At 39.5% G+C, this 25,990-nt stretch carries 27 protein-coding genes; all 27 read left to right on the forward strand.

All coding sequences use genetic code 11. The annotated features are described in order from the left end of the window. Positions 1–37 precede the first annotated feature (37 nt). Complete coding sequence (gene rimM, locus E7274_RS12890) at positions 38–556, forward strand: ribosome maturation factor RimM (RefSeq protein ID WP_033154036.1); 519 nt, start codon at positions 38–40, stop codon at positions 554–556. A gap of 1 nt (position 557) precedes the next feature. Further along, a complete protein-coding gene (trmD, locus tag E7274_RS12895; RefSeq protein ID WP_304176429.1) occupies positions 558–1,256 on the forward strand; it encodes a tRNA (guanosine(37)-N1)-methyltransferase TrmD in 699 nt (232 codons plus the stop codon). 105 nt (positions 1,257–1,361) lie between these two features. Beyond that, entirely contained in the window at positions 1,362–1,712 is a 351-nt protein-coding gene (gene rplS, locus E7274_RS12900; protein ID WP_033154038.1) for a 50S ribosomal protein L19, read from the forward strand. Between the two features lie 98 nt (positions 1,713–1,810). Further along, the gene (gene lepB / locus E7274_RS12905; RefSeq protein WP_304176431.1) at positions 1,811–2,407 is read left to right on the forward strand and encodes a signal peptidase I; all 597 of its coding nucleotides are present in this window, start codon (positions 1,811–1,813) and stop codon (positions 2,405–2,407) included. Between the two features lie 12 nt (positions 2,408–2,419). Then, positions 2,420–3,259 carry a ribosome biogenesis GTPase YlqF gene (ylqF, locus tag E7274_RS12910; protein WP_304176433.1) on the forward strand — a complete coding sequence of 280 codons (840 nt, stop codon included), beginning with the start codon at positions 2,420–2,422 and terminating at the stop codon, positions 3,257–3,259. A gap of 182 nt (positions 3,260–3,441) precedes the next feature. Continuing rightward, positions 3,442–3,963: a signal peptidase I gene (lepB, locus tag E7274_RS12915; protein ID WP_304176466.1), complete on the forward strand. Its 522-nt coding sequence runs from the start codon at positions 3,442–3,444 to the stop codon at positions 3,961–3,963. A 2-nt stretch (positions 3,964–3,965) separates the two neighbouring features. Beyond that, complete coding sequence (locus E7274_RS12920) at positions 3,966–4,730, forward strand: ribonuclease HII (protein ID WP_304176435.1); 765 nt, start codon at positions 3,966–3,968, stop codon at positions 4,728–4,730. Positions 4,731–4,741: 11 nt separating this feature from the next. Continuing rightward, positions 4,742–6,589, forward strand: coding sequence for a flagellar hook-length control protein FliK (locus E7274_RS12925; RefSeq protein ID WP_304176437.1), 1,848 nt, complete (start codon positions 4,742–4,744; stop codon positions 6,587–6,589). Positions 6,590–6,591: 2 nt separating this feature from the next. Further along, positions 6,592–6,879, forward strand: a complete 288-nt coding sequence (locus E7274_RS12930) for an EscU/YscU/HrcU family type III secretion system export apparatus switch protein (RefSeq protein ID WP_033154042.1) — start codon at positions 6,592–6,594, stop codon at positions 6,877–6,879. 13 nt (positions 6,880–6,892) lie between these two features. Beyond that, positions 6,893–7,252: a YraN family protein gene (locus tag E7274_RS12935; RefSeq protein ID WP_304176439.1), complete on the forward strand. Its 360-nt coding sequence runs from the start codon at positions 6,893–6,895 to the stop codon at positions 7,250–7,252. Next, entirely contained in the window at positions 7,246–8,565 is a 1,320-nt protein-coding gene (locus tag E7274_RS12940; protein ID WP_304176441.1) for a DUF512 domain-containing protein, read from the forward strand. Before E7274_RS12935 ends, E7274_RS12940 begins: the two co-directional genes overlap by 7 nt. 13 nt (positions 8,566–8,578) lie before the next feature. Continuing rightward, positions 8,579–9,904 carry a ribosome biogenesis GTPase Der gene (gene der, locus E7274_RS12945; protein ID WP_304176443.1) on the forward strand — a complete coding sequence of 442 codons (1,326 nt, stop codon included), beginning with the start codon at positions 8,579–8,581 and terminating at the stop codon, positions 9,902–9,904. Next, the gene (plsY, locus tag E7274_RS12950; RefSeq protein ID WP_304176444.1) at positions 9,904–10,563 is read left to right on the forward strand and encodes a glycerol-3-phosphate 1-O-acyltransferase PlsY; all 660 of its coding nucleotides are present in this window, start codon (positions 9,904–9,906) and stop codon (positions 10,561–10,563) included. Before der ends, plsY begins: the two co-directional genes overlap by 1 nt. Next, positions 10,563–11,585 (forward strand): NAD(P)H-dependent glycerol-3-phosphate dehydrogenase, encoded by a 1,023-nt coding sequence (locus E7274_RS12955; protein ID WP_304176446.1) that lies wholly within the window; start codon positions 10,563–10,565, stop codon positions 11,583–11,585. Before plsY ends, E7274_RS12955 begins: the two co-directional genes overlap by 1 nt. After that, positions 11,575–13,302, forward strand: a complete 1,728-nt coding sequence (locus tag E7274_RS12960; protein WP_304176448.1) for a DUF2207 domain-containing protein — start codon at positions 11,575–11,577, stop codon at positions 13,300–13,302. Before E7274_RS12955 ends, E7274_RS12960 begins: the two co-directional genes overlap by 11 nt. Continuing rightward, positions 13,296–14,285 carry a radical SAM/SPASM domain-containing protein gene (locus E7274_RS12965; RefSeq protein ID WP_304176450.1) on the forward strand — a complete coding sequence of 330 codons (990 nt, stop codon included), beginning with the start codon at positions 13,296–13,298 and terminating at the stop codon, positions 14,283–14,285. Before E7274_RS12960 ends, E7274_RS12965 begins: the two co-directional genes overlap by 7 nt. A gap of 170 nt (positions 14,286–14,455) precedes the next feature. Further along, positions 14,456–16,579, forward strand: a complete 2,124-nt coding sequence (gene nrdD, locus E7274_RS12970) for an anaerobic ribonucleoside-triphosphate reductase (protein WP_304176452.1) — start codon at positions 14,456–14,458, stop codon at positions 16,577–16,579. Positions 16,580–16,593: 14 nt separating this feature from the next. Further along, complete coding sequence (nrdG, locus tag E7274_RS12975; RefSeq protein WP_304176454.1) at positions 16,594–17,085, forward strand: anaerobic ribonucleoside-triphosphate reductase activating protein; 492 nt, start codon at positions 16,594–16,596, stop codon at positions 17,083–17,085. Positions 17,086–17,101: 16 nt separating this feature from the next. Continuing rightward, on the forward strand, positions 17,102–17,539 hold the full coding sequence (dut, locus tag E7274_RS12980; RefSeq protein WP_304176456.1) for a dUTP diphosphatase: 438 nt from the start codon (positions 17,102–17,104) through the stop codon (positions 17,537–17,539). An 81-nt stretch (positions 17,540–17,620) separates the two neighbouring features. Beyond that, positions 17,621–19,546 carry a DNA gyrase/topoisomerase IV subunit B gene (locus E7274_RS12985; RefSeq protein WP_304176458.1) on the forward strand — a complete coding sequence of 642 codons (1,926 nt, stop codon included), beginning with the start codon at positions 17,621–17,623 and terminating at the stop codon, positions 19,544–19,546. Next, entirely contained in the window at positions 19,539–21,779 is a 2,241-nt protein-coding gene (locus tag E7274_RS12990; RefSeq protein ID WP_074790468.1) for a DNA gyrase/topoisomerase IV subunit A, read from the forward strand. Before E7274_RS12985 ends, E7274_RS12990 begins: the two co-directional genes overlap by 8 nt. Next, on the forward strand, positions 21,776–22,429 hold the full coding sequence (locus E7274_RS12995) for an HAD hydrolase-like protein (protein ID WP_033154055.1): 654 nt from the start codon (positions 21,776–21,778) through the stop codon (positions 22,427–22,429). The genes E7274_RS12990 and E7274_RS12995 overlap by 4 nt, the downstream gene beginning before the upstream one ends. Further along, positions 22,416–23,057, forward strand: coding sequence for a CPBP family intramembrane glutamic endopeptidase (locus E7274_RS13000; protein ID WP_304176460.1), 642 nt, complete (start codon positions 22,416–22,418; stop codon positions 23,055–23,057). The genes E7274_RS12995 and E7274_RS13000 overlap by 14 nt, the downstream gene beginning before the upstream one ends. Positions 23,058–23,098: 41 nt before the next feature. Then, positions 23,099–23,836: a DUF308 domain-containing protein gene (locus E7274_RS13005; RefSeq protein ID WP_304176461.1), complete on the forward strand. Its 738-nt coding sequence runs from the start codon at positions 23,099–23,101 to the stop codon at positions 23,834–23,836. An 8-nt stretch (positions 23,837–23,844) separates the two neighbouring features. Further along, positions 23,845–24,993: an Mbeg1-like protein gene (locus tag E7274_RS13010; RefSeq protein WP_304176463.1), complete on the forward strand. Its 1,149-nt coding sequence runs from the start codon at positions 23,845–23,847 to the stop codon at positions 24,991–24,993. Positions 24,994–25,153: 160 nt separating this feature from the next. Continuing rightward, positions 25,154–25,438: a co-chaperone GroES gene (locus E7274_RS13015; RefSeq protein WP_033154058.1), complete on the forward strand. Its 285-nt coding sequence runs from the start codon at positions 25,154–25,156 to the stop codon at positions 25,436–25,438. Between the two features lie 25 nt (positions 25,439–25,463). Then, positions 25,464–25,990: TCP-1/cpn60 chaperonin family protein (locus E7274_RS13020; protein ID WP_304176464.1), on the forward strand; the 527-nt coding region annotated here is incomplete at its 3' end.

The raw sequence follows: 25,990 nt of genomic DNA on the forward strand, positions 1-25,990 counted from the left end.
ATGATAGTCTAATAGAAAAAATTAGGAGTTAATTAGTTTGGAAGATTTATATCAGGTTGGTTCAATTACACAGACTCATGGAATTAGAGGCGAGGTAAAGGTTTTTCCTCTTACAGACGATATTTCCAGATTTAAGAATATGAAGAATTTGCTTTTGGATGCAGGTAAGGAGGGCTATATCAGCCTTGAGGTTGAAAATGCTCGTCCACAGAAGAATCTTGTTATCCTTAAGTTTAAGGGCATCGATAATATCAATGATATTGAAAAATATAAGGGCCACGGCCTTTATGTGACAAAGGATAATCGCGTAGACCTTAAGGAGGATGAGTATTTCATCGCGGATCTTATTGGCTGTGATGTTTATCTTGATTCTGACAAGGATAATAGATTTGGCACTATTTCTGATGTTATGGAAACAGGTGCTAATGATGTTTATGAGATTACCCTTGAAAGCGGCAAAACTGTTCTCGTTCCAGCTATCAAGGATTGCATCTTGGATGTAGATATCGAAGGACGCAGAATGGAAATTCATTTGATGGAAGGATTGATGGATTAATATGAAGTTTTATATTTTAACCCTTTTTCCAGAAATGATTGAGGATGCGTTAAATACCAGTATCCTTGGCCGTGCTAGCAAGGCTGGTTCTATTTCATTCGAAGCTATTAATATTCGTGATTACACACTTGATAAGCATAAAAAGGTGGATGATTATCCATATGGCGGTGGTGCCGGCATGGTTATGCAGGCTCAGCCTATCTATGATGCATACCAGGCAGTTTGTGAAAAGGCTGGACACAAGGTTCATTGCATCTATTTGACACCACAGGGGAAGCTTTTCAAGCAGCCAGATGCAAAGACACTTGCTTTAAAAGAAGATATTTGCTTACTTTGCGGACATTACGAGGGCATCGATGAAAGAGTACTTGAGGAAATCGTTGACGAGTATTATTCAATCGGTGATTATGTACTTACTGGCGGTGAGCTTCCATCACTTGTTATGATTGATGCTATTTCACGTATGGTTCCAGGGGTACTTACAAACTCAGAATCAGGAGAGGATGAATCTTTAGAAAACAATCTTTTGGAATATCCTCAGTATTCTAGGCCAGAGATTTGGAATGATAGACGAGTTCCAGCTATTCTTTTATCAGGTGATCATGCAAAGGTTGATGCGTGGAGACACGAGCAGTCAATTGAGCGCACAAAAGAACGTAGGCCTGATTTATATGCTAAATATTTGGAAAATGATTGTTGATTATTATAAACAACCATGTTATTATAAATGAGTTGCAAAAAAGAGATGTTCCGCTGTTATTCAATAGGGAATATTAAGAATGTCGCTAAATTTGGAGGAATTAAAATGAACGCAAACGAGATTATCAGAAACATTGAAGCTGCCGAGCTTAAGGCAGAAGTACCTGAGTTTCAGGTAGGTGACACAGTAAAGGTTTACGGCCGTATCGTTGAAGGTAACCGTACTCGTACACAGGTATTCGAGGGTACAGTTATTAAGAGACAGGGTGGAAGCAACCGTGAGACATTCACAGTTCGTAAGTCATCAAACGGCGTAGGCGTTGAAAAGACTTGGCCACTTCACAGCCCTAACGTTGAGAAGATCGAAGTAGTTAGAAAAGGTAAAGTTCGTAGAGCTAAGCTATTCTACCTCAGAGAGCTCACAGGTAAGAAGGCAAAGGTTAAGGAGAGAATCTAATCTCGGAATCCACTGGAACAGTCACTTTATTGTGACTGTTCTTTATTTTTAGACTAAAGTGCGGTATATTTATACTAAAGATTTAAAGGGATTTTTGTATGCTTTTATCAATTAAACGATTATTTAATAAAACCTTTCATCGTAAAAACGATGGACTAAATTTTAGAAGACGCCGCAAGAAAATAAATTTCGATAAAGTAAGATACGTTTTGATATTTTTGCTGGAATTAGTGCTTGTGATTGGCTTGGCATTTGGAGTTGTAACTGCATTCGGTAAACAAGTAGAATGTTCCAATGCATCTATGGAGCCAACCTATCAAACATCCGATATATTACTTGTAAACACCATTGCTTACAAGTTTTCTGAGCCTGAGGCAGGGGATGTCATCGCTTTCAAGCCAAAGTCTAATGTTAATGCCAGCTACAGCGTAAAGCGTGTTATTGCAGTGCCAGGGGATACTATCTATATCAGCAATGGTCGTATTTACATCAATGATGAATTATACAAAGAAAATCTTGATGTGGAGCGCATAGAAAATCCAGGTATTGCAGCGACTCCAATTACACTTTTGGATGATCAGTATTTTGTACTAGGTGATAATCGTAATTCTTCAGAGGATTCGCGTTATGAAAGTGTTGGTTTCGTTACCAACGAAGATATTTTAGGCAAGGTTTGGGCTAAATACCCATTCTAACGAGAGGTGAATATGGAATTTCAATGGTATCCAGGGCATATGACCAAAGCAAAGCGTCAGATGCAGGAGGATATAAAACTTATAGATTTGGTTATCGAGGTTATCGACGCTAGATGTCCTATATCTAGCCGAAATCCTGATATAAATGGACTTGCTAATGGCAAGCTTCGTCTTGTTCTTTTAAACAAATCTGATTTAGCAGACAAAGCTGTTAATCAGAAATGGATTTCGTATTTCAAGGATCAGGGCTTTTATTGCGTCGAGCTTGATTCCCGTGATAGAAAGAACATGAAGGGCGTTCAGGCCACACTTGATGAGGTTTGCGCCGCAAAGTTTGAAAAGGACAGAAAACGTGGCATTAAGAATCGCCCAGTTAGAGCCATGGTTGTAGGTATTCCTAATGTTGGAAAGTCTACATTCATTAATTCATTTGCAGGTAAAGCAGTAGCAAAGACGGGTAATAAGCCAGGTGTTACAAAGGGCAAACAATGGATTAAGCTTAACAAATCAGTGGAGCTTCTTGATACACCAGGTATCCTTTGGCCAAAGTTTGAGGATAATACTGTTGGTTTGCATTTAGCATTTATTGGCTCTATCAACGATGCAATCATCGAGACTCGAGAGCTTGCAATGGAGCTTGTAGATTTTATAAAAGAGACTTATCCAGGAGCATTAGCTGCTCGTTATGAAGTAAATGAAGATTTAGTTAATCATGAAATTATTACTGAAATTGCCCTCAAGAGAAACTTCTTGAAAAAGGGCTCTGAGCCAGATTTCGACAAGGCTGCTTCAGTTTTAATAGATGAATTTAGGAACGGTAGTCTAGGAAAAATTTCACTTGAAAGGCCATAAGCATGAAGGTTATCGACTTTAACGAGGAAGAGCAGGAAATCAAAAGAGACATCGAAAGGGCTAGACAGAATATTAAAGAAGTAGAAGATTTGTCGGACTTCGATTCAAAGCCTAAAAAAGAAAAGAAGAAAAAGAAGGATGATGAGGAAGAACCTCTTACAAAAGCATCAGTAGCTAAGGAAATCATCAGCGTTATTATCAATGTGCTTGTATGTTTTGGAGTTGTTTTTCTTATCACTCATTTCATAGGACAACGTACGGTAGTTAGTGGTTCATCTATGGAAGATACTTTGTCAGATGGGGACAATCTTATCGTTGACAAAATCAGCTATCGTTTTAACGAACCAGAGCGTTTTGATGTTGTTGTTTTTCCACCTAAATATGAGGAAGACACATATTACATTAAGCGAATCATCGGCTTGCCAGGCGAGGTAGTTAGCATAGACAGCGAAGGCACTATTTACATCAATGGCCAGGTTCTTGATGAGCAATATGGCACTGATGTTATTATGAACGCTGGCCTTGCTAGCAGCGAAATTCTTCTTGGACCTGATGAATACTTTGTTCTAGGAGACAATCGAAACAACAGTACAGACTCGCGTTTTGAGGCTGTTGGTAATGTTAAAGGTGAAGACATTGTGGGACGAGCTTGGCTTAGAGTTTACCCATTTGATTCATTTGGACTTGTAGAGAATATAGAATAGACATGAGCGAAAAGAAGATTTCAGAAATTCAAAAAGAATACAAAGAGACTAGTGAGCTTTTACTTCCAGATTTTATCGAAGAATATATTAATGACGGCCGACCAGGAGTTTCAAAAATCATAGGCATGGCCCAGAAACGTATGGAAAAGCTTCGTATTGAGAGGGAACGCATAGAACGCCTCAAGGAATATGAAAACCAGTATTGGCCTGAATTTGACTATATTGGCGGTATTGATGAAGTTGGAAGAGGACCACTTGCAGGCCCTGTTGTTACAGCTTGCGTTGTCTTGCCAAAGGATTGCAGTATTCTTTATATCAATGATTCTAAAAAGCTTTCAGCCTCAAAAAGAGAAGAACTATACGAAATCATTATGAAAGAGGCTGTTTCAGTTGGAATTGGCGTATGCTCAGAGCAGCGCATAGATGAAATCAACATCCTTCAGGCTACATACGAAGCAATGCGCCAGGCTATTTCAGAATGCTCAGTAGAGCCACAGGTACTGTTAAATGATGCAGTTACTATACCTGAGGTAAAAATACATCAGGTTCCAATTATAAAGGGTGATGCCAAATCAATATCTATCGGTGCAGCCAGCATTATTGCAAAGGTTACTAGAGATAGAATGATGGTAGAATACGACAGCATTTATCCTGAATATCATTTTGCATCTAACAAGGGTTACGGTAGCGCAGAGCATATCGAGGCTCTCAAGAAATACGGCCCTTGTCCAATTCATAGAAGATCCTTCATAGGAAACTTTGTTTAATTAGGTGAATTATGAACATTAACACTGGACTGAATCCTTACAACTCAAATTATGTTAACGGAGCTGACATGACAAAGCTGAGTCAGAGTCAGTCCCTTACGGGCTCTGTAACTGACAACCTTAAAGAAGGCGAGGTTTTTGAGGGCTCTGTTAACTCGATTGACAATGGCAAGGTTACTATTGGGCTTGCCAATGGTCAGACTATGACAGCGCGTTTGGATTCGGGAGTTAGTCTTACTCCTGGTCAGTCTGTGTTTTTTGAAGTAAAAAGCAACGATGGGAATCTTATACAAATTCGTCCAGTTTCTCTTACTAGTCTAGATGCTAATCCTACACTTCTTAAAGCTTTGGATATGGCCAATTTGGCAGCTACAGAGCGCACAATCAACATGGTTAATTCAATGATGCAGAATTCTATGTCTGTCAGCCCTGAGAATTTGACAGCTATGAATCGTGCTATGATTAATAATCCAGGGGTGGATATTCAGACTCTTGTAACCATGTCTAAATCAAATCTTCCGATTACACCTGAAAACGTCAGCATGTTCCAAAACTATGCTAATGACAAGGCTGTGCTATCAGATAATTTTGATGTGATTTCAGATATGCTTCACGAGATAATGACTAGCAGTGAAGTATCTACAGGAGATGTAATTGGCATCAATAATGCTATTAGGGGTATATTTGTTAACACTAATGAGGTTATTGCTGCAGAAGCTACTGCTGAGGCAGAAAGTGCTCCTGTTGTTGTTGATAGCACCACAGCTGCTGTCACAGAAAATACTACTAATGTCACAAATAATCCAGCTGCTGCCACAGAAACTGCCATTGCTTTAGAACCGGGTCAGCAACCTCAGGTAAATGGGCAGGCTATCGCTGAACAGGCAGTGAATCCTAATCAGGTTCAGTCTGGCATGGTAGATACAGAGGCTATTATTTCTAATCAGACAGAAAGCACTACTGTTAACCAGACTCAGGTCATGGAAAATGAGCTTGGTACACAGGTTTTAAATACATTTGCATCTGAAAAACAGATTGATTCATTCAATACTATATTGAACACTCTGCCAGATTTTCCAAAGGATAATCACGAGATTTTTGCTGAAAATGGCACTCTCAAGGCAGATGCAGATATGAATCAGGTTTTCAGGGAAATTACAGATTATCTTAATAATAATCCTGATATTCCTAAGCAGACACTCAATGATATTATTGGAACACCTTTATATAAGGGTCTTCTTAAAAATATAATTACTAATAGCTTTGCTATGGAGCCAAAAGAGGTTACCAAGCCGGGCGAGATTTCAAAGCTATATGAAAGAGTTCTGAAGCAGACGGAGGCCTTAGAGCGTTTTGTAGCAAACTTTAATAATAAGGCTGCTGACACAATCAAAACTCAAACATCTCAGATTAAGCAGAATGTCAACTTTATGAATTCTGCAAATGAAATGTATAATTTCATCCAGATTCCACTGAAGATGTACAATCAGAACACTGATAGTATGCTTTATGTTCGCCAGAACAAAAAGGCATCTTATGAGCAGGGCGAGGAAATTACTGCATTTCTTCACTTCGATATGGAGTATTTAGGTTCTACAGATGTTTTCATTAGTTTGAAGGAGTCCAAGGTTGGTTGCAAATGGAATCTTGCTAGCGAGGATTCTATGAAGCTTATTGAGGACAATTTAGATATTCTTACTGAGCGGCTTGCCAAGAAAGGTTTCTCAGTTACATCTGAAGTAACCTGTGGTGAGCCAAAGAAATCTTTTGTAGAGGATTTTCTTGGGGCTGCGCCAATATCTACAGAAAACACATCAGAAGGCATAGTTCATAGATATAGCTTTGATATGAGGGCATAATTATGGCAGAAGAAAAGACATTTGATAAAAACAAAACTGCTGTTGCCCTTTCTTACGAGGCTGGAGATACAGCACCAAAGATTTTGGCTTCAGGAAAGGGCTATGTGGCTGAGCAAATCATCGAAGAGGCAAAGAAGGCAGATGTGCCTTTTTACCAGGATAATGAATTGGCTCAGACCCTTAGTAAATTAAATATTGGTGATGCAATCCCACCAGAGTTATACGAGGTTGTTGCTGAGATTTTGGTCTTTGTAAATGATATGGAAAAGATTAAATCAAAGCTAGGTTAGAATTGAGGTTTTATTGAATTACAGAACGCAAGGAAATGATTTTGAAAAGCTGGCAGCTGACTATCTGAAGCGTCAAGGTATGTCTATTCTCAAAATGAATTTTTACTGTAAAATGGGAGAGGTAGACATTATTGCAAAGGATGGCAGCTACTTAGTTTTTGTAGAAGTAAAATATAGAAAATCTGCTGCAAAAGGGACCGGCTTTGAGGCGGTTAACTTTAATAAAATGCGTAAAATTTCTAGAGTCGCAGATTTTTATATGTACAGTCGTCACATGGATGGCGGTACAAGTGTTAGGTTTGATGTTATTGCAATTGAGGAAGGACATTTAAAGCATATTAAAAATGCTTTTGAGTATATACCAGTATGTTAAATTCAAGTCATAAAATCGCTCAGGTAAGTGAAGGCAGCCCTGCTGATAGAGCTGGACTTATTCCTGGGGATATAATCACAAAAATTAATAATGTAGAGCTTGTTGATATTTTTGATTATCATTACTATTCGGATGATGCAGATATCACGGTTGAGCTTCTCCATGAGGATGGTACTACCTCTTCAGTTTTTGTAGAAAAGGAAGAGGGGGAAGACCTTGGTGTAATTTTCTGTAATGGTCTTATGGATGATTACAAATCATGCTCAAATAAATGCGCATTTTGCTTCATCGATCAAATGCCACCAGGCATGCGAGAGACTCTTTATTTCAAGGATGACGATACACGTCTTTCATTTTTACAGGGTAACTATGTTACTTTGACAAATATGAAGATGGCTGATTTGGATCGTATCATTGCTTATAAGCTTGGCCCAATCAATATATCTGTTCACGCAACTAATCCTGAGCTTAGAGTGAAGCTTTTGCACAACCGATTTGCAGGAGATATTCTTGATAAGATTCGTAAGCTTTATGAAGCAGAGATTCCTATGAATGCCCAGGTTGTTTCCTGCCCAGGGCTTAATGATGGACCGGAATTAGATCGTACAATTTCTGATTTGATGGAGTTTGCACCTGTCATGAGCTCTATGTCAGTAGTGCCTGTTGGTGTCACAAAGTTCAGAGATGGGCTTTTCCCACTTCGCACCTACACACCTGAGGAAGCAGGAAAGGTAATCGACCAAATAGAGCATTGGCAGCAGATAGCAATGGAACGCCTTGGCAATCATTTTGTTCAAGCATCTGATGAGTGGTATATTCTTGCAGGAAGACCACTTCCTGAGGCTGATAGATACGATGGTTTTATCCAGCTTGAAAATGGTGTTGGAATGCTAAGACTCCTTCACGAAGAAGTTTTGGATGCCCTTGAGGACATTAAAAAGCCATTATTTATGAAAAAGCGTCATGTGACTATCGCAACTGGAAAGCTTGCAGCTCCATTTATGCGCCAGCTTGCAGATTTGATTACAGAAAAGTTCAATCGAGTTACGGTTGATGTTGTTGCAATCACAAACGAATTTTTCGGAGAAGAGATTACTGTTTCTGGATTAATTACAGGACAGGATTTGATAAAACAGCTTTCAAACAGAGAGCTTGGAGATAGTTTATTATTGTCATGTACGATGCTTAGAAGTGGTGAGGAAGTATTCCTTGACGACATCACTTTATCTGAGCTTGAGTCGGCTTTACAAGTCAAAACTCGTATAGTACAATCAGACGGGCGTGATTTAGTTTACGCCATAATTGGACATTAGAAAGAGGTATAATATGGCAAGACCAGTAGTGGCCATCGTAGGTCGCCCTAACGTTGGTAAATCCACATTATTTAATGCGCTCGCAGGAGAGCGAATTTCAATAGTAAAAGACACCCCTGGTGTTACAAGAGATAGAATATATGCAGATATTTCATGGTTAAATTACGATTTCACTATGATTGATACAGGCGGTATTGAGCCAGATTCAAAGGATATTATCTTATCACAGATGCGCGAACAGGCTCAGATAGCTATCGATACTGCAGATGTTATCGTGTTCCTTGTTGATGTTAAGCAGGGGCTTCAGGATAGCGATTCAAAGGTTGCAGATATGCTTAGACGTAGCCACAAGCCAGTTGTTCTTGTTGTTAACAAGGTAGACAGCTTTGAGCGTGATATGGCTGATGTTTACGAGTTCTACAATCTTGGTATTGGTGATCCAATTGCTATTTCAGCATCTTCTCGTCTCGGTTTTGGTGATATGCTTGATGTTGTTTGTAGCTATTTTCCAGAGCCTACAGAAAACGAAGAGGAAGATGAAACTCCACGTATTGCAGTTATCGGAAAGCCAAATGTTGGTAAATCATCCCTTATTAATAAACTTTGCGGTGAAGATCGCGTTATCGTTTCAGATATTGCAGGCACCACTCGTGATGCTGTCGATACAAAGGTTCGCTACAATCACAAGGATTACATCTTTATTGATACAGCAGGACTTCGTCGTAAGAGTAAAATTAAAGAGGATCTTGAGCGTTACTCAATAGTACGTGCTGTTGCCTCTGTTGAAAAGGCAGATGTTGTTATCATTATGATTGATGCTACAGAAGGTGTTACTGAGCAGGATGCCAAAATCGCTGGTATCGCTCATGAGCGTGGAAAGGGTATCATCATCTGCGTCAACAAATGGGATGCTATCGAAAAGAACGATAAAACTATGAAAGAGCACGAGACAAAGATTCGTCAGATTCTTTCATTTATGCCTTATGCATCAATTCTCTTTATTTCTGTTAAGAGCGGACAGCGTCTTGGCAAAATCTATGAGACAATCGATGCAGTTATTGAAAACAACTCAATGCGTATAGCTACAGGTGTTCTTAACGAAATCGTATCTGAGGCAGTTGCACTTCAGCAGCCACCTACAGATAAGGGTAAGAGACTTAAGATATACTACACAACTCAGGTTGCTGTTAAGCCACCTACATTCGTTATCTTTGTAAACGAGAAATACCTGATGCATTTCTCTTACGTTAGATATTTGGAAAACAGAATCAGAGATGCCTTTGGTTTTGAAGGTACATCTTTAAAATTTATCATTAGAGAGAGAAAGGAAAACGAATAATGGTTGTTTTGGGGAGAATTTTAGCTTTACTTATTGGTTATTGTTTTGGAATGATTTTGATGGGATACCTCATCGGTAAATCTAAGAATATCGACTTGACAAAGGTTGGTAGTGGTAACGTTGGTTCCACTAACACCATGAGAACTCTTGGAGTTCCTGCGGGTCTTGCTACACTTGCTTGGGACTGCCTTAAGTGCGTAGTAGCGGTATTTTTTGTTTGGCTGATTTTTGGACGTTTTGCAGAAAACGTAAACATTTACATGGTATATGCAGGCCTTGGCTGTGTCCTTGGTCATGATTTCCCATGTTACATGCATTTTAAAGGTGGAAAGGGTGTTGCATCCACACTTGGATTCATCATCGCACTTTTCCCAATGGGACTTCCAATTCCAGCATGTGTTTTTATAGCGATTGTTGCACTTACTCGCTATGTATCACTTGGTTCTATCATTGGTGAGCTTTCATTTGCAATCGAAATGCTTATCGGTGCCAAGATGGGACTTTTAGATGGCAAATTTGAAGGGGCACAGCTTAAGGAAGTACTTGTTATTTGCTGCATAGTATCTGCGCTTTCAATTGCACTTCACCATGCAAATATTGGACGTCTAATCAATGGAAAAGAAAACAAATTCTCATTCCATCCAGAAACGAGGGCATAATGGCAAGAATTAGTGTTTTAGGTGCAGGAAGCTGGGGTATAGCCCTTGCTGTAATGCTTGACAAAAATGGTCATGAAGTAGAGGTTTGGTCACATCGTCAGTCACAGGTTGACCAGATGAACGATACTCATACTAGTGACAAAATAAAGGGAGTTAAGCTTCCAGAGTCTATGAAGTTTACTGCAGATATTGAGTCTGCTGCAAAGTTCGCTGATGTTATTTTGATGGCAGTTCCATCAAAAGCAACAAGAGAGACCGCTGAAAAGATTAAATCCTATGTTAATCCAAATCAGATTTTCATTACTGTTACAAAGGGTATTGAGGAAGATACTCTTTTTACACAGACAGAAATTCTGGAGGATGTGCTAGGTAAGGATAAACGTATATGCGTATTATCTGGTCCAAGCCATGCTGAGGAGGTTGTTGTATTCAAGCCTACACTTGTAGTTGCTGGTTCAACAGACCGTCAGACAGCACTTTTTGTTCAGAATCTTTTCATGAACAAATACTTCAGAGTTTATTCATCACCAGATGTTAAGGGCATCGAGGTTGGTGCTGCGTTGAAAAACGTTATTGCACTTGCTGCTGGTATGTCAGATGGCCTTGGCTTTGGCGACAATGCAAAGGCTGCTCTTATTACTCGTGGCATCAAGGAAATCTCTGCCCTTGCAGTTGCAATGGGTGGCCAGGCTGAGACATTGTCAGGTCTTACAGGTGTCGGTGATTTGATTGTTACATGCTCATCTATTCATTCTAGAAACAGAATGGCTGGTTATTATATTGGTCAGGGTATGAGCAAGGATGAGGCTATGGAAAAGGTTGCCATGGTTGTAGAAGGTGTATATTCTGCTAAGGCAGCAAAGAAGCTTGCTGAGAAATACAATATCGAAATGCCAATCGTAGATATCGTAAATGCGGTTCTATTTGATGGACTTGCTGCAAAGGATGCAGTATATGAGCTGATGACTCGTTCAAAGAAGGATGAAACATCAGATTTAGAGTGGGAGTGTTATGATGTTTAAAAGATGTAAGGAATGGTTACACTTCTTCGGTGTAACCTTTTTTATTTTAGGAATAATTGTATTGTGTTCGGCTGGAATCATGGTTTTTAGGCACATTAGCGCTACGTCAGGAAAAAACGATTCTAAAGCTGACGGTTTTACAATTGATTATTATGAAGTAAATCTGGATGTAAATACAAAGAATCAGATTCATGTTACAGAAAACATCGGTGTTAATTTCTATGAAACTGGACATCATGGGATTTTTCGTTTTGTTCCAGAATGGCTTAAATATACTTCAAAGGATGGTAAAACTAAATCTAGACGAGGAGTTATAACAAATCTACGTTGCGAAAATGAAGACTATGAAGTAGATACCATTAAAGGCAAGCAAAGAGTCAAAATTGGAAGCGCCTATGAAACCTTAGATACAGGAATCCATGAGTATGTGATTTCATATGACTATGATATGGGTGGCGATATTTATAAGGGCTTCGACGAACTGATTTTTCATGCTTTTGGTGATTACTGGGGTACCGAAATAAATGGAGCCAAGGTCACTATAAATTTGCCAAAGAAGATTGACGATACAAGCGCTGTTAAATTCTTTGCAGATAAAAAGCGTAAAAAAGATATTACTTCTTACGTGGATTATACAGTCGATGGCAATACTATTACAGCCCAGGTGTCAAAGAATTATAACCTTAATGGCGCACTCACTGTGGATGTGGAGTTGCCTGATGGTTATTTTGAAGATGCTCAGGTTAATTACAAGACAAAGGCATTTATCCTAAGCGCATTGTGTATGCTTAGTCTTTTAGTTAGCTTTTTCTTTTGGAATAAAAACAAAGATAGTGATTTGTTTGACAAAGGTGATGTATCAGGAATTAATGTTGGTGGGCTTGAAGCCGTTGAAATGGGGTATATTTATGGTGGAAGTGGCCAACTGTTACTTATCACAGTAATCATTCAGCTTGCAACCAAAGGGTATATCCGAATCAAGAATCCAAGCAGCAAAAAGAAGCTGACATTACAAAAAGTAAACAAGAGCGATGTCGCATTGTCCGATGCAGAAAGACTTGTATATGACGGGCTTTTTAAAAATGGTAACAATGTAATTCCGGCTGAGGATACTCGTATCCGTAAGCTCAATAGTAAGCTTAATAAAATGTTAGAGGAGAAATTCGATTCTAAGATTTACAATATTGCATCCTATGTTGAGTTTATGATTTCAAGCTTTTTGTTTTTGATTTCTTCAATAGGGATATGCGTTGCCTATATTTGGTCTGAGGATATGGATCCAACCCTTAGATGGTTCTTTTTACCTGCTTTTTTATCAGTGATAGCTACTGGTATTTTTGCAGTCAAAACTCCTAAAAAATCTGCATATGGTGAAGAGCTTATAGCTAGGATAGAGGCGTACAAGAATTATCTATCTACTATCAAGAAGCAGGATCTAGAGGCTAAGATAAAAGACGACCATGATTACTTTGATGAGGTCCTTCCTTATGCCTTTATATTTGGTATATCCAAAAAGCTCGTGCAGAAATATGATTACAATGCAAATGCAACAAATAGATATATTAAATATACAGATAATATAACAAGCTCTGTATATTACACAGATACATCTACAAGTAGCTCGAGCTCTAGCTCTAGTTCTAGCTCAGGATGTGGCGGCGGATGCTCATCTTGTGGAGGTGGATGTTCTTCTTGCGGCGGAGGCGGCTCATGGTAAGAGAATTTGTATTGCAATGGCATATCAGTGAAAGCTGCAATCTTAAATGCTTACATTGTTATCAAGAAGGTCATGTACCTGTTTCACTTAATAGTGAGCAGCTTTTTGACATTTTAAATCAATACAGAATGCTTCTTAAAGAGCAGAAAATAAAAGGGCATATTAATATAACAGGAGGGGAACCACTGTGTTCTCCTCATTTTTTTGAGCTCTTAGAAGAGTTTAAGAAGGATAGAGATTTATATAGTTTCTCGATTCTTACAAATGGCACGCTTATCACTGATGAGATAGCAAAAAGGATTGCTAGTTATGGCCCAGAATATGTTCAGGTGAGCCTGGAAGGTAGCAAGAAAACTAACGACTATATAAGAGGCATGGGCGTTTATTCTAAAGTGGCAAAGGCTGTAAAGCTGCTGAAAAAATACAATGTATATGTTTCTTTATCTTTTACTGCAACAGCTCTTAATTATAAAGAGCTGCCAAAGGTGGTAAAGTTCGCAAAAAGATATGGAGTAGACACTGTATGGTCTGATAGATATATTCCATTGAATTCTCCAGAAGTTAACCTTTGCATGAATAAAGAGCAAACGAAAGAGTATCTTGATATGATCACAAGTGAGAGCTTTGCGCTAAGAAGACAGGGCTGTAAAACAGAAGTGGCGCTATATCGTGCTTTGCAATTTTTGAAGACAAATAATCTGCCTTATTCCTGTACAGCGGGAGACACCTTGCTGACTGTCATGGAAAATGGCGATTTAGTTCCTTGTAGACGTATGCCTATAGTGGTTGGGAATCTGCTTGATGACAATATGCTTGACCTTTACAACAACTATGATGTGTTAAAGTCGCTTAGAGCAGATACCACCCCTGATGACTGTAGTGATTGCGATTACAGCTCATTTTGCAAGGGTGGCTTGAAATGTCTTACATACGCCACCTATGGTGATTTAAATCACAAAGATGTAGGCTGTTATTATGACTAAATTGTGAAACTTTATTTTGTGGTACAGAAGTCTATTGACTACTAGATAATGTGGTGGTAGTATAATTCTATCAACACAATATCTAGTAGTTTTTGTTTTAAATCAACTAGATATTGACTGAATATTATATACAATACGATTCATTTTTATATAAAACCCGGAGGCGGAACATGAAAAGATATGTAGTTAAAAAAGATGGTTCACTTGAACCATTTGATGTGCAAAAAGTTGTAGAAGCTGTTGGAAAATCTGCTACACGCGTACTTGTAAAATTTACTCCTGAGCAGGAAAAGTTTATCTGTCAATTCGTTGAAGAAAGAGTGGAGGAACTTGGCCTTGAGAAAATTGAAATTGCGCAAATGCATAACATTGTTGAGGGTGCTTTGGAACGTGTTAACCCTATGGTTGCGAAGTCTTACAGAGATTACCGCAATTACAAGCAGGATTTTGTCCAGATGTTGGATGATGTTTATAAGAAGTCTCAAAACATCATGTATATCGGTGACAAGGAGAATTCAAATACTGATTCTGCGCTTGTATCCACAAAACGTTCTTTGATTTTCAATGAGCTTAATAGAGAGCTTTACAAGAAATTCTTCCTTACAACTGAGGAAGTCCAGGCTATTCGTGATGGCTATATCTACATCCACGATATGAACGCCAGAAGAGACACAATGAACTGTTGTCTTTTCGATGTAAAGTCAGTTCTTGAGGGCGGCTTTGAAATGGGTAACATTTTCTACAACGAGCCAAAGAGCTTGGATGTAGCATTTGATGTTATCGGTGATATCGTTCTTTCTGCTGCAAGCCAGCAGTACGGTGGTTTCACTATTCCTCAGGCTGATCAGATTCTTGAGAAATATGCTCAGAAATCATTTGATAAATACATGGAAAAATACATTGCCCTTGGTATTGGTGAGAAAAAGGCTCACGAAGTATCAATGGCAGAAGTTGAAAGAGAAATGGAGCAGGGCTTCCAGGGATGGGAGTACAAGTTCAACACAGTTGCATCTAGCCGTGGTGACTATCCATTTATCACTGTTACAATTGGCCTTGGTACATCAGTATTTGCAAAGATGGCATCAAAGGCATGCTTAAAGGTTCGTTCAATCGGCCAGGGTAAGCCAGGCTTCAAGAAGCCAGTTCTTTTCCCTAAGATTGTATTCCTTTATGATGAAAATCTTCACGGCCCTGGTAAGGAGCTTGAGGATGTTTTCGAAGCAGGTATCGATTGTTCACGCAAGACAATGTATCCTGATTGGCTTTCTCTTACAGGTGAGGGCTACATTGCCAGCATGTACAAAAAATATGGCAAGGTAATTTCACCTATGGGATGTCGTGCATTCCTTTCACCTTGGTATGAAAGGGGCGGCATGAAGCCTGCAGATGAAAATGATGAGCCAGTATTTATTGGTCGTTTCAATATTGGTGCAGTATCACTTCACCTTCCTATGATTCTTGCTAAGTCACGTCAGGAATCAAAGGATTTCTACGAAGTGCTTGATTACTATCTTGAAATGATTAGAAAGCTTCACATTCGTACATATGCATACCTTGGAGAAATGCGTGCTAGCACAAATCCACTTGCTTATTGCGAGGGTGGCTTCTACGGTGGACACCTTGGTTTCCACGACAAGATTAAGCCACTCCTTAAGGCTGCAACTGCTTCATTCGGTATTACCGCATTTAATGAGCTTCAGGAGCTTTACAACGGCAAATCTCTTGTAGAAGACGGAGATTTCGCTCTCGAGGTTCTTAAGCATATCAATGAAAAAGTAAATCAGTTCAAGGAGGAGGATGGCAATCTTTATGCTATCTACGGCACACCAGCTGAGAACCTCTGCGGACTTCAGGTAAAGCAGTTTAGAAACAAATATGGAATCGTTGAAAATGTATCTGACAGAGAGTACGTTTCAAACTCATTCCACTGTCATGTTACAGAAGACATCACACCAATTGAAAAGCAGGATTTGGAAGGCAGATTCTGGGAGCTTTCAAACGGTGGAAAGATTCAGTACGTTCGTTATCCAATCAACTACAATCGCGAAGCTGTAAAGACACTTGTTCGTCGCGCTATGGCAAAGGGCTTCTACGAAGGAGTTAACCTTTCCCTTTCATACTGTGATGATTGTGGTCACGAGGAATTAGAGATGGATGTTTGCCCAGTTTGCGGCAGCAAGAATCTTACAAAAATCGACCGTATGAATGGATATTTGTCATATTCACGTGTAAAGGGAGATACACGTTTGAATGAGGCAAAGATGGCAGAGATTGCTGATCGTAAATCAATGTAAAGGACTTGAAGAATATGAATTACCATAACATTACAAAGGATGATATGCTCAATGGTGACGGCCTTCGCGCTGTACTTTGGGTAGCTGGCTGTGATCATCATTGTAAGGAGTGTCAGAACCCGGTTACTTGGGATCCTGATGGAGGACTTAAATTTGATCAGGCTGCAAAGGATGAATTATACGAGGTCTTATCTCGCGACTATATATCAGGCATAACATTTAGTGGCGGAGATCCACTTTATCCTGGCAATCGTCAGGAAGTGACGGCTCTTGCCCGGGAGATTAGGGAGAGATTTCCCGGGAAGACCGTCTGGCTTTACACGGGCTTCACTTATGAAGAAATAAAATCTCTGGAAATTATGGAATATTTGGATGTTCTGGTTGACGGAGAATTTGAAATTGATAAGATAGATTTGCAGGCAAAATGGAGAGGAAGTATCAATCAGCGTGTTATTGATGTTCCACAGACTAGAAAGCTTGGACAAATCGTTTTGCATGTAGATTAATAAATGGAGAATAAAAATGAATATTAATATTTTGCGTATGACTGATTCAGCAAAGCTTCCTGAGCGTGGCTCAGTATCAGCAGCTGGTTATGATTTATTTGCTGATGTTGCAGAGGATGTTACTATTGCGCCACACGAGACCAAAATGATTGGCACAGGTCTTGCGATGGAGATTCCAGAAGGGTATTTCGGAGGCATTTTTGCTCGTTCCGGATTATCTGCAAAGGAAGGTCTTCGACCAGCAAACTGTGTTGGCGTGGTAGATTCTGATTACAGGGGAGAAATAAAGGTTGCCCTTCACAACGATGGAGAGCAGGCTAGAGTTATTATACCAGCTGAAAAGATTGCTCAGCTTGTGGTTGTACCATTTTTATCTGTTGACTTTAATGAGGTTTCAAATTTATCTGATACCGCTAGAGGAGAAGGCGGATTTGGTTCCACTGGAAAACATTAGTATTTATTACGTTGGCGCCTGGTTTTGTACCAGACGCCTTTCAGCGTTTTTATAAATTATATCGAAAGAGAGTATGATTTTATGGCAAACAAAGTTACTTATGATGCCAGCAGTATATCTGTTTTAGAAGGTCTTGAGGCTGTTAGAAAAAGACCCGGCATGTATATTGGTTCAACATCACGAAAGGGCTTGAACCATCTTATATATGAGATAGTGGACAATTCAGTAGATGAGCATTTGGCCGGTGAGTGCGACACTATTCATGTTACTCTTGAAAAGGACGGCAGCTGTACAGTAGAGGATAATGGTCGTGGTATTCCAGTTGGAATGCATGCAAAAGGTGTGCCTGCTGCACGTCTTGTTTTCTCTACACTTCACGCAGGTGGTAAGTTTGATGACAGTGTCTATAAAACTTCTGGTGGTCTTCACGGTGTAGGTTCTTCAGTTGTAAATGCTCTTAGTACATACATGACTGTAGATATTTCTCGTGAGGGTTACGTTCACCACGATAGATACGAAAGAGGTGTGCCTACAGAAAAGCTTGTTGATGGCCTTCTTCCAAAGATTGCCAAGACAACAAAGCACGGTACAAAAATCAACTTCCTTCCAGATCCAGAAATCTTCGAAAAGACTTATTTCAAGGAGGAGGATATTAAGTCACGTCTTCATGAGACTGCATATCTTAATCCTGGTCTTACAATCAATTATGCAGATTTACGTGGTGAGGAGCCTGAGTACCTTACATTCCACGAGCCAGAGGGAATCAAGGGCTTTGTTAAGGAAATCAATAAAACAGCTGAGGTGCTTCACGATGTTATTTATTTCAGCGGTAGTGCTGATGGAATCGAGCTAGAGGTTGCATTCCAGTATTGTAACGAATTCAAGGAGAATATCCTTGGTTTCTGTAACAATATCTACAACTCAGAGGGTGGTACTCATATCACAGGTTTTAAAACAGTTCTTACAACTGTTATCAATAACTATGCCCGTGAGCTTGGTATCCTAAAGGACAAGGATGCTAATTTCACTGGCGCCGATGTTCGTAATGGAATTACAGCTATTGTGTCTATCAAGCATCCAGATCCTCGCTTTGAGGGACAGACAAAGACAAAGCTTGATAATCCAGATGCATCAAAGGCAACTCAGAAGATTTGCCAGGATGAGTTTGTTCTCTATTTCGATAGAAATTTAGACACATTAAAAGCTATTATTTCTTGCGCAGAGAAATCTGCAAAGATTCGTAAATCCGAAGAAAAGGCAAAGACAAACCTTCTTACAAAGCAGAAGTTTTCTTTTGACCAGAATGGTAAGCTCGCTAACTGCGAATCAAGAGATGCTAGCAAGTGCGAAATCTTTATCGTAGAGGGAGATTCCGCTGGCGGTTCTGCAAAGATGGCTAGAAATCGTATGTATCAGGCTATCATGCCTATCCGCGGAAAGATTCTTAATGTTGAAAAGGCATCAATGGACAAGGTCCTTGCAAATGCCGAAATCAAGACACTTATCAATGCTTTCGGATGTGGTTTCTCTGAGGGCTATGGCAACGATTTCGATATTTCTAAGCTTCGCTATGACAAAATTGTAATCATGGCCGATGCCGACGTTGATGGTGCCCACATCTGTACATTGCTTCTGACATTCTTCTACAGATTTATGCCAGAGCTCATCAAGGAGGGCCATGTATATATCGCTATGCCTCCTCTTTACAAGGCTATTCCTACAAAGGGCGAGGAAGAATACCTTTACGATGATGTTGCTCTAGATAAATATCGTAAGAAGATGAATGGAAAGACATTCACTCTTCAGCGATACAAAGGTCTTGGTGAAATGGATAAGGATCAGCTTTGGGAGACTACACTTGATCCTGAGCGTCGTAAGCTTAAGCTTGTTGAAATCGAGGATGCTCTTATGGCTTCCGAGGTAACAGAGCTTCTTATGGGTAGTGACGTTGCTCCTAGAAAAGACTTTATTTACAAACATGCAAAGGAGGCAGAGATAGATGCCTAGTGAGATTATAAGAACCGAATATTCTGAGATTATGCAGAAATCCTTTATAGACTATTCTATGTCGGTTATCCTTGCACGTGCAGTTCCAGATGTTAGAGATGGTCTTAAGCCTGTACAGCGTCGTACCCTGTACGATATGTACGAGTTAAAGGTTGATTATAATAAACCATATAAAAAGAGTGCCCGTATCGTAGGTGATACCATGGGTAAATATCACCCACATGGTGACAGCTCAATCTACGAAGCACTTGTTGTTATGACACAGGATTTCAAGAAGAGTCTTCCGCTTGTTGATGGCCATGGTAACTTTGGTTCCATCGAAGGTGATGGTGCCGCTGCTATGCGTTACACCGAGGCTCGTCTTGCTAAGGTTGCCCAGGAGGTTTATCTTGGGGACCTTGATAAAAACGTTGTAGATTTCGTACCAAACTATGATGAGACAGAAAAGGAGCCAGAGGTTCTTCCTGTTCGTGTTCCTAATATTCTTATCAATGGTTCCGATGGTATTGCCGTAGGTATGGTTACATCAATCCCTCAGCACAACCTAGGTGAGGTAATTGATGGCGTTATTGCATATATGAAGGATCCAGATATTAACACAGCTCAGATGCTTAAAATAATTCCTGGTCCAGATTTTCCAACTGGTGGTATCATCACTAACAAGGATGATTTGCTTGAGATTTACTCTACAGGTGTTGGAAAAATTAAAATCCGTGGTAAGGCAGAAATCGAAAAGATTAAAGGTGGTAAGGAACAAATCGTAATTACGGAGATTCCTTATCCTATGATTGGTGCCAATATCGGAAAGTTCCTTAATGATATATATTCACTTGTTGAGTCTAAAAAGACCAACGATATTACAGATATTTCAAACCAGTCTTCAAAGGATGGTATGCGAATTATTGTTGAGCTTCGAAAGGGTGCGGATGCACAGAATGTCCTTAACCTCCTCTACAAGAAGACTCGTCTTGAGGATACATTTGGCGTAAACATGCTTGCTGTTGCTGATGGAAAGCCAGAGACTCTCGGCATCGTTCCAATCATCAGACATCATGTTAACTTCCAGTATGAGCTTTGCACTAGAAAGTACACTCATTTACTTGGCAAAGAGCGTGAGAAAAAGGAAATCCAGGAAGGTTTGATTAAGGCTTGTGATGTTATCGATCTTATCATTGAAATCCTTCGTGGTTCAAAGGATGTAAAGCAGGCTAAGGCTTGTCTTGTTGAAGGTATCACAGAAGGTATCAAGTTCAAGTCTGAGCAGTCGAAAAAGGATGCAGCTTTGCTTAAGTTTACTGAACGTCAGGCTCAGGCTATCCTTGATATGCGTCTCCACAGATTAATCGGTTTGGAAATCGAAGCATTGCGTGGTGATTATGCTGAGACAATGCAGAAGATTGCTGATTATACAAAGATTCTTGAAAGCCGTGCTGAGATGGCAAAGGTTATCATCAAGGATTTACAGGCTATCAAAAAAGAGTATGCTAGAGAGCGTCGTACAGTCATTGATAACGTGGAAGAGGCTGTTGTAGAAGAAAAGCCAATCGAGGAAATTGATGTGGCAGTTCTAATCGACAGATTTGCATATGCTCGTGTAGTAGATATGCCTACATTCGAGCGTAATAAAGAAGCAGCAGAGACTGAATCTAAAAAGATTATCTTCTGTAAAAACATAGATAAGATTTGTCTCTTTACAGATGACGGAGACATGCATGCGATTAAGGTTCTCAGCTTGCCATTTGGTAAGTTCCGCGACAAGGGACAGCCAATCGACACTGCAGAAAAGGGCTCAAAGATTGACCTTACAAAGCAGAATCTTATCTTTGCAGATTCAATGGCTAACATTATCCAATCAAGACTTTTATTCGGTACTAAGCAATCTATGATTAAGGTTGTTGAGGGTGCAGAATTTGACGTTACTAGAAAGCAAATTGCTGCAACAAAACTTGCTGATGACGATAAGGTTATCTGTGTTGGCAAGCTTAATCCTGGTAGCTCTGTTGTAATGCAGTCTGCAAAGGATATGTTCCTTCGAATTGAAGGGGACACAATTCCTGAAAAGAAAAAGACAGCAGTTGGTGTCCGTGGAATGAAACTTGGCAAGGGCGACGAGCTTATTAATATTTACATTCTTGGCGAAGGCGAAAATGTAGATGTTAAGGTTAAAGACAAAACTGTTTCAATCGGACGACTTCACATCGCAAGCAGAGACACAAAGGGCGTTAAGAAATGATAAAAAATGTTTATTTTGATTTAGATGGCACACTTGTTGATTCAGCTCCTGGTATTATTGAGGGGCTGAAGGTTGCCCTTACAAAATATGGATATGACATTCCAGATTTTGTTACACTTCGCAAATGCGTAGGGCCACCATTTACATATTCTTTTCCAAAGCTTTTGCATATTAAGGATGAGGATTTTGATGGTGCTGTTGCCGCTTACAGACAGTATTACGACAAGGAAAATGGTATGTTCAATGCCAAGGTTTACGCTGGCATAGAAGAGCTTCTTGCTGCATTAAACAAACGAGGCTATTGTCTTTTTGTCTGTACTTCAAAGCCAGAACCAACTGCTAGAAAGCTTTTGGCAAAGCTTGGTATAGACCATTATTTCACTGATATTTGTGGAGCTACATTGGATGCTTCCATAGATACAAAAGCAGAGGTTATTGATCTATGCTTTTCTCGTGCACCATGGCACAAAAAGGAAGAAACAGTTCTTGTTGGTGATACCAAGTTTGATGCAGAAGGTGCTGCACAAAGAGGAATCGATTGCATTGGTGTTTCCTGGGGCTTTGGTTCAAAGTGGGATTTGGAAGATGCTGGAGCTGTTACTATTTTAGACTATCCAAATGAGGTGCTTGAATACATTGAAGCAAATTAGACAGAATAGAATCATTCAAATTATATATCCGTTGCTTGTTTATTTCTTTGTATATCAGCTTGGAGTATCGTTACTTCTTGATATCATAGGAGATAAATACGGCAAGCTTACATGTCTGCTTATAGCAGGCATTGTTTGCATTGTGCCAATGTATATTATTTATTCAAATGTTCCAAAGCTTATTCCGGAGCCTGTTAAAAACAAAAAGCAAGTCTTCGTATATGCGATATGGGTTGTGGCAACAGTAGCTGTGGCAGTTTTACTTAACGTAGCTCTGACACATAGTGGTTTGGTTGAATCGTCGGCAGGCTTTGCCAGAGCTAACAGTATACTTACTGATGGCGATTTATTAATGAAGGTGTTATGCAACTGTTTAGTAATTCCGATATTAGAGGAATTGTTAATGCGTGGCATTCTAACAGGCCAGCTATGCTTATGGTACGGCCCGGTTCCAGCGGTAGTGATTTCCTCAATTTGTTTTGGAATTCTACACAATAATATAGTACAATTCATATATGCAGTATTGATGGGAGCAGCCCTTGGATTTATGTATATTAAAAATAAACGTTTATCTATGTGCATTATTGCTCACTGTTTAATAAATCTTACTGCTATATTATTTGGTTAAATACTGATTATTATCACTTAATCAATACTAAGGAGGAGACTATGGCTCACACACAAGAAGAAATTAAGGACTCAAAGGCAGGCTTGATTGCCAATATTATCGGAGCGATTGCTTACCTGGCTGTTGGTATTTGTTTGCTCACACTTAATGTAGAGTTTATTTCAAAAGTGGTATATTCATTCTCTATTTTAGGTTTTGGTATTTTATTTATTTGTTTTGGAATGTACTACATGATTAAATATTTCTTTAATCATGAATTTACTAGAATCACTAGCTATGGTTTTACAATGGGTGTCATCCTTGTTGTAATAGGTGCAGTTTTTATCGTAAATGCGGATATTGTATCAGCATTTATTGATGCCCTTGTTTGTCTCATTGGCGTGGTTTTTGGTGCTATCATGCTTCAGCAGTCATTTGCATTGTTCCATATTCAAAGAGGCTCTTGGTTCTTAAGCTTGATTCTCGGAGCAGCTACAATTGCCGCAAGCATTTACCTGCTCTTAACACCTATCAAGATTTTTGATGGAAATGTTTATGCATGCGCTTACTTAGTAGTGGTAGGAGCATTTTCTCTATTTTCATTGTTACTTATGGTGATTGGCCTTAGGGATCATAAGAAGGATTCTAATAGAAACTTTAATCGCAACATGGAGGATTCTCCAATTTCAGGCAAAAACAAAGTAGATGAATCTATTTTTGAGGAAGAGCCTGTAGTTGAGTTTGCAGAAGAAACAAAGTCACAGCCTGAGGCTGGCTCAGATGCTTTATTTGAGGAATAGTATGTTGTATGGCTAACATCTTTGATTATCTTGACTGGAGAGGGGATGTCCCTTTCGATATAGATCCGTTTAATGAGGTGGATGCGCTAGCTCTTTGCGAGCTGGTGTATGCACCTTTTGATGGTTTAGTGCCTGGTCCTGGCCTAAAAGAAAAAATATCAATAGAAGATCTCAATAAAAAATTCTTTGAAAAATTCACAGAAGAAGGTTTGATGGCAAGAACAGCTTTGACTAAGCTTGCTCCCTTTATTATGCCTAAAATGGCTAATTCTAAAAGATTTGGTGGAATGAAGCTTGCAGGTTTTGTTAATGATGTTGATGCTAAAAAGCAGACTCAGTTTGCTGTTTGCAGCTTTTATTTGCCTGATGGCACTATTTTTGTTGCTTTTAGAGGAACTGACGATACACTTGTTGGATGGAAAGAAGATTTTAACATGTGCTTTTCTGAAGGCACTGGCGGTCAGCTTCAGGCGGCAGATTATCTCAATACCAATTTTGCAAGGACAATGAAAAAGCTTCGAATTGGTGGCCACTCAAAGGGTGGTAATTTTGCTGTTTATGGAAGCACATTCTGCAGGGGCCATATACAGGATAGTATCTTAGGAGTGTATAATTTTGATGGACCTGGATTTATTCCGGAAGTCCTCGAAAAGCCTGCTTATAAAGCTATGATTAATAGAGTTCATAAGTTTATTCCAGAAGAATCTATTATTGGAATGCTTATGTATACAGAGGCTAAGATGCAGGTTGTTGTCAGTGATGCAAAGGGGATTAACCAACATGACCCAATGAGCTGGCAGATAAAACGCAATAAATTTGAACAGGTAGATGCAGTTGCTTCGTCTTCAGTTTTAATTGATGAAGTCATCAAGAAATGGGCTGTTCAGTTTGATTATGAGACCAGGGCGGCATTTGGTGATGTTTTCTTTTCGTCCCTTATTAGCTCATCAGGGGCTACAAGGCTTTCACAGATTACATCTAGTAAAGTCAGGTCTATTGCGTCACTAACAAAAGAGATACAAACTCTTGATCCCAAGAATCAGGCTTTGATTTTGGATGTATTTGGCAAACTTGTGTCTGCAGGTGGCGACAGTCTTAAGCATTCTCTGCTTTCTAAGCTACCTAAAAGTTTAATAATGAGAAAAAACGAGAAATAAAGAGAAAATAAGAGCTTTTTATAGGATTCTTTCGAAAACTACTAACCTTAATTGCTTGCAACTGATTCGAGAGAATCCTATTATACTCTTTGTGGTTAGCACTCGACTGAATGGAGTGCTAATAAATGATTTTGATACTTAAATTAGGAGGTAATATAAAATGAAATTAGTTCCATTAACAGATCGCGTTGTATTAAAGCAGTGCGAAGCAGAAGAGACTACAAAGTCTGGTATTATTCTTGCATCTGCAGCACAGGAGAAGCCACAGGAAGCTATGGTTATAGCTGTTGGCCCTGGCGGAATTGTTGACGGTAAGGAAATCACAATGCAGGTTAAGGAAGGCCAGAAGGTTATATATTCAAAGTACGCTGGTACAGAAGTTAAGCTTGAAGGCGAGGAGTACATTATCGTTCGTCAGAATGATATTCTTGCAGTTGTAGAATAATATTTAGGAAAAGAGGTAGATTATTATGGCAAAAGAAATTAAGTATGGCGCTGAAGCAAGACAGGCTCTTGAGGCAGGCGTAGATAAATTAGCAAATACAGTTAGAGTTACTATTGGACCTAAGGGACGTAACGTTGTTCTTGCAAAGTCTTACGGTGCTCCACTTATCACTAACGATGGTGTTACAATCGCTAAGGATGTTGAGCTTGAGGATGCATTCGAAAACATGGGTGCTCAGCTCGTAAAGGAAGTTGCTACAAAGACAAACGATGTAGCAGGTGATGGTACTACAACAGCTACAGTTTTAGCACAGGCTATGGTAAAGGAAGGTATGAAGAACCTTGCTGCTGGCGCAAACCCAATCGTTCTTAGAAAGGGTATGAAGAAGGCTACAGATTGTGCTGTTAAGGCTATTCTTGAAATGTCTAAGGCTGTAGATGGCAAGGAGCAGATTGCTCGTGTTGCAGCAATTTCAGCTGGTGATGATGAAGTAGGTCAGATGGTAGCTGACGCTATGGAAAAGGTTTCTAACGATGGTGTTATCACAATCGA

It is taken from the genome of Pseudobutyrivibrio ruminis (assembly GCF_015057245.1).
Lineage (GTDB): Bacteria > Bacillota > Clostridia > Lachnospirales > Lachnospiraceae > Pseudobutyrivibrio > Pseudobutyrivibrio ruminis_E.

Coding starts and splice junctions, on each gene's coding strand:
- trmD (WP_304176429.1), top strand. CDS start 558: ATGAAGTTTTATATTTTAACCCTTTTTCCAGAAATGATTGAGGATGCG.
- rplS (WP_033154038.1), top strand. CDS start 1,362: ATGAACGCAAACGAGATTATCAGAAACATTGAAGCTGCCGAGCTTAAG.
- lepB (WP_304176431.1), top strand. CDS start 1,811: ATGCTTTTATCAATTAAACGATTATTTAATAAAACCTTTCATCGTAAA.
- ylqF (WP_304176433.1), top strand. CDS start 2,420: ATGGAATTTCAATGGTATCCAGGGCATATGACCAAAGCAAAGCGTCAG.
- E7274_RS12920 (WP_304176435.1), top strand. CDS start 3,966: ATGAGCGAAAAGAAGATTTCAGAAATTCAAAAAGAATACAAAGAGACT.
- E7274_RS12925 (WP_304176437.1), top strand. CDS start 4,742: ATGAACATTAACACTGGACTGAATCCTTACAACTCAAATTATGTTAAC.
- E7274_RS12930 (WP_033154042.1), top strand. CDS start 6,592: ATGGCAGAAGAAAAGACATTTGATAAAAACAAAACTGCTGTTGCCCTT.
- E7274_RS12940 (WP_304176441.1), top strand. CDS start 7,246: ATGTTAAATTCAAGTCATAAAATCGCTCAGGTAAGTGAAGGCAGCCCT.
- der (WP_304176443.1), top strand. CDS start 8,579: ATGGCAAGACCAGTAGTGGCCATCGTAGGTCGCCCTAACGTTGGTAAA.
- plsY (WP_304176444.1), top strand. CDS start 9,904: ATGGTTGTTTTGGGGAGAATTTTAGCTTTACTTATTGGTTATTGTTTT.
- E7274_RS12955 (WP_304176446.1), top strand. CDS start 10,563: ATGGCAAGAATTAGTGTTTTAGGTGCAGGAAGCTGGGGTATAGCCCTT.
- E7274_RS12960 (WP_304176448.1), top strand. CDS start 11,575: ATGATGTTTAAAAGATGTAAGGAATGGTTACACTTCTTCGGTGTAACC.
- E7274_RS12965 (WP_304176450.1), top strand. CDS start 13,296: ATGGTAAGAGAATTTGTATTGCAATGGCATATCAGTGAAAGCTGCAAT.
- nrdD (WP_304176452.1), top strand. CDS start 14,456: ATGAAAAGATATGTAGTTAAAAAAGATGGTTCACTTGAACCATTTGAT.
- nrdG (WP_304176454.1), top strand. CDS start 16,594: ATGAATTACCATAACATTACAAAGGATGATATGCTCAATGGTGACGGC.
- dut (WP_304176456.1), top strand. CDS start 17,102: ATGAATATTAATATTTTGCGTATGACTGATTCAGCAAAGCTTCCTGAG.
- E7274_RS12985 (WP_304176458.1), top strand. CDS start 17,621: ATGGCAAACAAAGTTACTTATGATGCCAGCAGTATATCTGTTTTAGAA.
- E7274_RS12990 (WP_074790468.1), top strand. CDS start 19,539: ATGCCTAGTGAGATTATAAGAACCGAATATTCTGAGATTATGCAGAAA.
- E7274_RS12995 (WP_033154055.1), top strand. CDS start 21,776: ATGATAAAAAATGTTTATTTTGATTTAGATGGCACACTTGTTGATTCA.
- E7274_RS13005 (WP_304176461.1), top strand. CDS start 23,099: ATGGCTCACACACAAGAAGAAATTAAGGACTCAAAGGCAGGCTTGATT.
- E7274_RS13010 (WP_304176463.1), top strand. CDS start 23,845: ATGGCTAACATCTTTGATTATCTTGACTGGAGAGGGGATGTCCCTTTC.
- E7274_RS13015 (WP_033154058.1), top strand. CDS start 25,154: ATGAAATTAGTTCCATTAACAGATCGCGTTGTATTAAAGCAGTGCGAA.